Consider the following 7,243-nt stretch of genomic DNA (forward strand, 5'->3'; position numbering starts at 1 on the left):
TGGCAAAAGCTTTCCGGCTGGGGCTGATCAGCTAGCCTCACGCAATCGCGTGATGCCGCATCGGTCCGCGATGAACCATTGGGTTGGCCTCGAAAACTGGAGGAAGTCGGCGACAGGCGCAATTCATCGTGGCGCGAGGGGCATACAACCCAGACGCCCATCGCCTTTCTGCGGACAAGCCTCACGGTCCCGGTCGCCGAATGGTCTTCGCACCCGATCATATTGTATGATCTTCATATCGATCGGCTCGAGCACCGATCGGCAATTGGCGATCAGTTCGTCGGGCCCTGACGTGGCATAGAACGACGCCGCCGAAAACATCGCCTTCCGCGATCGCGATCGCGCGGTTGTATGCCCGATCCGTTCCAGGCTGAGCCCGCATTCCGCGATCCTAGGTCGGCGTCGTCGGCGAATTCGGCCAGCGCAGGTTATTGCCAGGTTGAGAATACCGGCCGCCAAAAAGGGACCAAGGGCCGACTCGCGCCAGTTGCAAATCTGCGAAGCACCGACGCGGGGCAGCCCTATAGAACTGCGTTTTACCCGAGAGTCCGGCGCCGGTGGTCGGAGAGTCAAATCGCTCTTGCCTGCACGCCCGCCGCAACAAGCCGGTTCCGGAGACCGAGCCCTGCCATGCCGGGGAGCGACTGGTCATCAGAAGCCAGACAGAGCCGCTTTTCTTCGGCCGTATTCGATTGCTGGCACAACACGAGGCGGTCACACCGAACGGAAACCACGAACACGTTTTCGGCGCTTCTATTCTAAGCCCGTGAATTCACGGCGCCAGAGCCGTCCCCGAAGCTCTGTCGAACAAAGTCCATAGCCTTCCCGCGCTCGCTCGCCAGCTACGTGACTGGTCCTCGTCTATCACTCGCCGAAAAAGCGGCCGCCCCTGACTCCGTAATGTCAGTCGTTCAGGTCGTCGCATGTCCGACATTGGCGGCTATTGGACAACGCCTCCAAGGTCATAGCCGTTGCTGCAAGCGGCCTTTCCTTTGGCACGTCATTTGCAGGCCTATGGACGACCGGAGCTCCCGCCTCGGCGTTCAGGAGAAATCATCCCCAACCCAGCTCGCCAAACCCGCAGTCATGTCGACGTGATAGCGCGACCTTCCCTCGCCAAGGGTGTGGCCTGTCCTTCGCGGCTTCTCCACGATTCTTGCGGACACGAGCTTACCGCGCGTCGGATTTATCGGCCCGGCAGCGCATTACGAACCCATTCGGAGACGCATGAGCTTTTTTCGACTCAACTCAGCATTGGCGGCTAGCGCCCCCGTGGCAGGAGGTGCCAACTCGGGCCGTTGCTCGCCGGCAAACCGACTTGTCGGCGTTGACCTGGCGCGCGGATTGGCTGTGTTCGGCATGTACGCCGTACATGTCGGACCCAGTCCAAGCGAAGGGGGGGTCACCGGCTTCTTTCTAGAACTCGCTCATGGTCGCTCTTCTGCGCTCTTTGCCTTGTTGGCGGGGTTCTCCCTTGTCCTTATCACTGGAAGAATCCCCAAGACAGGACAACAAGGCCGCCAAGCTGCGACCAAAATCGTGATACGCGCGCTCATCCTGCTAGCCTTAGGTCTGCTGCTGGAAGTCACCCAAGCGCCGGTGGTTGAGATCCTCGCCTTTTACGGACTGTACTTTCTGCTGGTTCTTCCACTCTACCGGCTCGATGCGGTCACCCTCGCAGCCATAGGGCTTTCGACGACACTTGTGCTTCCCCAGCTGAGCTTCCTGCTTAACGAGATGATGGATGAGGAGATGCCTTTCGTCACCCTGTGGCTCAGTGGGGCGTACCCTGCGATCACATGGACACCATTCGTTATCGCAGGCATGGCAGTCGCACGTCTGAATCTGACGAAGGTGACCACCCGCCGGTGGTTGGCGATCGCTGGAATAGTGCTTGCCGTCCTTGGATATGGAGGGTCCGCTCTCGCCTTGCACTATATGCCTGGGGTAGCAGAGGCGATCACCGAGCAGGGTGGGGACATAGGCGATCTCTCGTGGTCGAATGCGGGAGAGACGTGGTCCGGGTACGGGCCCGTTTGGTTGTGGGTGGCCTCACCTCACAGTGATACCACCTTCTCGATTCTGGGGAACACCGGCGTCGCCCTTCTAGTTCTGGCGATCAGCCTGGCCGTTTCCGACACGCGTCTTCGCGTGCTGACCGCTCCAATCGCGACTGTCGGTTCCATGTCGTTGACGGCTTATGTGCTGCACATCTGGGGAATCTGGGTGTTCGACCCAGTTGGGTCACTCTACGAGCTAGGAGGCTTCGTACTCGCAACCAGTGCGTTCGCAATGTTATGGCGGCGCGCGTTCGGCCGAGGTCCGCTCGAGGCGCTGATGGGCAAAGCCGCAGACCTGTCTCGCTTCGTGCCTTAGCACTGCGTCAACCGAACAGCATGCGCGAGATCCGCGGCCATTTCAGGAGCTCCTGCTTCCACCACGCCGAGAACTGACCGGCATGTCGGGCAACTTTTCGTGTCGAAGCGACGGTGGCGCGAATAGCCGCTGTTCATGCCTGTGTGGGAGATACGACGGACGCAACATGCTCGGGCGAGTGACGATATCCGCCATGACGCAGGTGGGTGGCCGCCGCGTGGGTCGGGCCGGGATGCCCATGACCTGTGGCGTAGTAGACGCGCCTGCTCTTCGTGGAGCGCGGATACCGGCACGGGTCGGGCAGTACCGGCCTATGGCCATGCATGCGCTCGTCCTGGCCATCTGGAGTTCCGGAGCGAGCCCACCTTGTCGTTCCGGGAATCCGGCCGGCATGTCGACCCGCAGCCCTCGCGCGACGTTATGGAGCCGGGCGCCGGCTCTGCCCGGCCTCCGCTTCGGGTTCGGTCGCGCGCTCCGTCTCACAGAGGGATCGGCTAAGCCATCGGTCAAGGGCGGTCTGGTGAAAGCGTCGGCAAGGGTGGCGGGCGGCGATACCGCGGGCGTCTTCAAGCCGTGCTTGACGAAACCACGCCTCCCCGTGATGCCGTTCACTGTTCACCCGTTCGACCGCGTCCCCGAGAAGTTCCAAAGTCTCGACCATGGGTCATTGCCGTAGGATAGGATCGCGATCGAGTGGTTCTGACTTAATGTTACTGAGCCGCCAAGCCTCTCGATCGCTGGTATCAAGCCTGGCGGGATTTGCCGCATACCAGCGGGCGCCGCTGGTGGGACCGATCTTGATTTTTCGCGGCCCCACGAAGAGGGCGCAGGGTCGACCTGGACACGTTACTTGCTTCACCCAACCCTTATCCGAATTGTCGTCAGACTGCAGTCATCAGAATCGCTCATGCAATGGATGTCGTCGCAGCGCGGCGGTTCTGTTCGTCGCGTGGCTGACGCTTCCGGATATCTGCCGCGTTATTCTTTGAAAAAATCATCGAAGACAATCGAATGCCGAGTACCTCACCCCTGAACGAAATTGGCGTTCTTGCAGATTCGAGGTCGTGCTGTAGGAGCGATGCATTTGCGCGCCCGGACCCCATCACCGCACCAAGGCGTTCGGGAGGCCAAGGCATTGCATGCAAAAGCCAGGCCGCTCATCCAGCCACCTCGTACGCCGGGCTTAGGTGCTTTCACTTGGCACGACATTTGCGCGGTAAATTGGAAACCAGCCTGCATCGGCTCAGGAGAAAACATCCGGGCTCAGCTCGCCCGACCGCGGTGGAGATCGGCTGGGATACCCGATGGAAATCAGAATGACCGACCTGCAGGCAAGAAGCAGTCCATTAACCCTTCGGATCACAGACGCGAGATCTTAGTATGAAGAGCCAGAATTGCGGCAATCCTCAACCAACTGCTCCTGGCCACGATCCGTCCTCGCCACCGGGGGTGCGCTCCACGGAGAGGCGCCTCGGCACGTTTCGCGTCATAGCCCTGTATGTTGCGATGGCTTGGCGTACAAGCCGATATCTAACCTTGTCCTTATTGTTGCTGAGGCTTGCCGATGCACTGCTTCCCGTCAGCATACTTTATGTAGGCAAGCTGATCATTGACGACGTCAGTCACCAAATCCAATACGGGGCGCCCGTCCTTTCCGACGTGCTTTATGGGGAGAGGTTGCATCCGCTTGCACTGTTGATTGCGGCAGGGTTCGGGCTGGCTGTGATCACCGATGTGTTGAGCCGCGTCCGGTCTCTCGTTGAAGGTACACTTGGCGAGCGGATTTCCGTTGCATTGACCGCCCTTCTCATGGAGCGTGCCGCGACGCTGGATCTGAAGGATTTCGAGGACGCCGAATTTCAGGCCCATCTCGAAGCTGCGCGCGAGCAGACAACCGACACCATGGCGCTGTCTAGGCTTTTTTCACACGCGGCGAGCATTGTAAAAGTGATGGCTTTCGCTGCGGCCCTTCTCATCATTGCGCCTTGGGTGATGGTTCTTCTGTTGATCGCAGTGGTGCCGGCGTTTGTCGGCGAGTTCTATTTCAATGAGAGGAGATACTCGCTCGATTGGAGCCGCATTCAGGAGCGGCGCGAACACGACTATTTATGCTTTACGGCAACCAGCGTGGAAGCGGCCAAAGAGGTCAAGATTTTCGGGTTGAGCCGATTTCTCATCAGTCGCTATGTCGCGCTTGCACGGCAATTCTACACCGCAATGCGCAAGCTGGAGGTACGGAATGAAATCTGGAGTGGCGTCTTCACCACGCTCGCCACGATGGCCTATTACGGCGCTTACGCTTACATCGTGTGGCGTACGCTGCAGGGGGACTTCACCGTTGGTGACCTTACGTTCCTCGCCGGTTCGTTCCTGCAACTGAGCAAGGAGGTGGAAACGGTGCTGTTCCGTTTCGCTGGTATATTCGCCAGCGAGGTGGAGTACCTCAACTACCTGTTCTCCTTCTTTCAACGGGAGCCTCAAATCCTGACGCCCGAAAATCCGCTGCCCGTCCCTTCCCCAGTCCGAGAAGGCTTCGTCTTCGAAGATGTGGGATTCAGATATCCGGGATCGGAGCGGTGGGCAGTGCGTGGTCTCAACTTCGAGCTGCTGGCCGGAGAGGTGGTCGCGGTCGTCGGGGAGAGCGGCGCTGGGAAGACCACGCTGGTTAAGCTGCTGACACGCCTCTACGATCCCGATGAGGGCCGGATCCTTCTCGATGGCAAGGATTTGCGCGAGTACGATCTGGATGAACTACGCAACTCGGTTGGCGTGATCTTCCAGGATTTCGTTCGCTACGCCATGACCGCTAGCGACAACATCGCGGTTGGCCGCATCACGGCGCGCAAGGATGGAGATCGCGTAGAACGCGCCGCCGAATGCAGCCAAGCCTCGAAGGTCATCGGCAGGCTGCCTGAAGGATATGACCAGATGCTCGGCAATGGGTTTAAGAGTGGTGTGGAGCTGTCAGGTGGCGAATGGCAGAAGATTGCCATTGCTCGAGCCTACATGCGAAATGCTGAGCTATTGATCCTGGACGAACCGACGGCCGCACTCGACGCTCGTTCGGAATACGAGGTGTTCCGGCGTTTCAAGGAGCGGAGCAAGGGCAAAACATCGGTTCTAATTTCCCATCGCTTTTCCAGCGTGCGGATGGCCGATCGCGTTCTGGTGCTGGCCGACGGGAAAGTTGAGGCGCAGGGTACACATGAGGAACTTTTGGCGCAGTCCGGTCGCTACGCCGAACTCTTCGAACTCCAGGCGGCGGGCTTTCGATAGGCGGCTATTGGCTCGTCAGGGTTGAACGGCCCTTCCAGAGGTGCAGCGTGCTCTTCTCAAGGTGCAATCGGGAACGTCAGATTCCTGGGTGGATAGTGCGCTGCTGTTTGACACAGTGGAGGTGTTCACCCGCCGCTAGGAAAACATGCCCACGGTGGTTCACAAACGGAAGAACCACGCCATCCGCACGAGGTTCTGGTGCAATTTTTTCGCCCTGGTGGAACGCGTCGATCGACTTGGGCGAGCACCTCCGTCTCCTCCCTGCCCCCGCAAGTCGCGCCCGCACCGATCGCCCTCACCTTGCCCAAGCCCCGTTTCTGGCTATATTACTGGATAGATAGAGGTCATCATGAGAAATTCACAGAAGCGTGCCATCCAACATTACCGCTCCCGACTTGCTCTGCGCGGCTTAGCGCGCTTCGAAGTACTCGGTCGGGACGCTGATCGCGATCTGATACGATCGCTTGCCCGGCGCCTGTCGGAGGATACCCCCGAAGCGTCGGAGCTTCGCGCGAGCGTGAGCAAGTCGATCGCTGGCGAGCCACCCAAGCCTGGCCGAATCCTCGCCGCCTTGCGTGGTTCGCCGCTGGTGGGCACCGACCTCGATTTTTCCCGGCCCCATGAACAGGGGCGCAAAGTCGACCTGTGACGCGCTACCTGCTTGATACCAACATCATCAGTAATGTTGTCAAACCGCAGCCATCGGAATCGCTCGTGGCATGGATGTTGTCACAGCGCGACGAGGATCTGTTCATCGCGTCGCTGACGCTTGCGGAGATCCGCCGCGGTATTTTGGAGAAGCCACGAGGCAAAAAACGCGACGCGCTCGACAAGTGGTTCTCGGGGCCCGAAGGACCGCAGGCGCTGTTTGCGAACCGTATCCTATCGTTCGACGACAAGGCGGCGCTGATCTGGGCGCAGCTGATGGCGAAAGGGAAAGCGGCCGGCCGGCCACGTAGTGGGCTTGATATGATCATAGCCGCCGTCGCCGGCGCGAACGAGTGCGTGTTGGTGACAGACAACGAAAAGGACTTTGCCGGACTGCAATTCGTCAATCCGATACGCCGTGCGGTGTGACGCACTAGGCGTAAAGGCGTTGGGGAGAAAAGATGGCCGGGACTCAGATAGAGGGCCCACTGCAAACCCGGTGCGCGCTGCTCAGTTCTTCCGCTAACCAGCTGCACGGACTATCGCAGGTCCGGACGACCCGTTGGGCCAGGGCTTGACTCCGATGATGCCGAAAACAAAATTTCGGATATACTCAGACTGAGCATAGGAAGAGGCAATCACACCGGGTCATGGCGTCCGGTAATGAACGCAATAGGATGGACCGGTCCGCCGGTCAGCCCGGCTTCGCGACTGGTATGCTCAACCTCACGCTGACGAACATCGCTCATCCCGTTGAACGACAGCGAGGACAGTTTTCGGCCAGCACCCGGTCGGCCAGCAATGCGAGAAGCCTGATGCCCTCAATCTCACCCCAGCCGCAAACAACCATCATGGAAGCAATGCGTTATGGAAGCACCTGCGCTTTGGCGTCGGCACCTCGATGACACGTTCGAGTTCCTCAATCAGATCCGCAAGAGCTCAA

At 59.5% G+C, this 7,243-nt stretch carries 4 protein-coding genes and 1 pseudogene; 4 read left to right on the forward strand and 1 reads right to left on the reverse strand.

The window, feature by feature from the left end:
• Positions 1-1,227: 1,227 nt before the first annotated feature.
• A complete protein-coding gene (locus M653_RS0130745) occupies positions 1,228-2,376 on the forward strand; it encodes a heparan-alpha-glucosaminide N-acetyltransferase domain-containing protein (protein WP_027146729.1) in 1,149 nt (382 codons plus the stop codon).
• Positions 2,377-2,541: 165 nt separating this feature from the next.
• Here the strand turns inward: M653_RS0130745 and M653_RS1000000138035 are convergent.
• Positions 2,542-2,695: pseudogene (locus M653_RS1000000138035) on the reverse strand (amino acid dehydrogenase); the annotation flags it as partial.
• Positions 2,696-3,756: 1,061 nt separating this feature from the next.
• On the opposite strand from M653_RS1000000138035, the gene M653_RS0130755 reads away from it, so the two are divergent.
• The 3 genes from M653_RS0130755 (at position 3,757) to M653_RS0130765 (ending at position 6,729) form a co-directional block, all read left to right on the forward strand.
• Positions 3,757-5,652, forward strand: a complete 1,896-nt coding sequence (locus M653_RS0130755) for an ABC transporter ATP-binding protein (protein WP_084637081.1) — start codon at positions 3,757-3,759, stop codon at positions 5,650-5,652.
• A 349-nt stretch (positions 5,653-6,001) separates the two neighbouring features.
• On the forward strand, positions 6,002-6,301 hold the full coding sequence (locus M653_RS1000000136440; RefSeq protein WP_084637084.1) for a hypothetical protein: 300 nt from the start codon (positions 6,002-6,004) through the stop codon (positions 6,299-6,301).
• Positions 6,298-6,729, forward strand: coding sequence for a PIN domain-containing protein (locus tag M653_RS0130765; RefSeq protein ID WP_027146733.1), 432 nt, complete (start codon positions 6,298-6,300; stop codon positions 6,727-6,729). The genes M653_RS1000000136440 and M653_RS0130765 overlap by 4 nt, the downstream gene beginning before the upstream one ends.
• Positions 6,730-7,243: the final 514 nt, after the last annotated feature.

The organism is Mesorhizobium sp. WSM3626, assembly GCF_000513935.1.
Taxonomy (GTDB): domain Bacteria; phylum Pseudomonadota; class Alphaproteobacteria; order Rhizobiales; family Rhizobiaceae; genus Mesorhizobium; species Mesorhizobium salmacidum.

Coding starts and splice junctions, on each gene's coding strand:
- M653_RS0130755 (WP_084637081.1), top strand. CDS start 3,757: ATGAAGAGCCAGAATTGCGGCAATCCTCAACCAACTGCTCCTGGCCAC.
- M653_RS0130745 (WP_027146729.1), top strand. CDS start 1,228: ATGAGCTTTTTTCGACTCAACTCAGCATTGGCGGCTAGCGCCCCCGTG.
- M653_RS1000000136440 (WP_084637084.1), top strand. CDS start 6,002: ATGAGAAATTCACAGAAGCGTGCCATCCAACATTACCGCTCCCGACTT.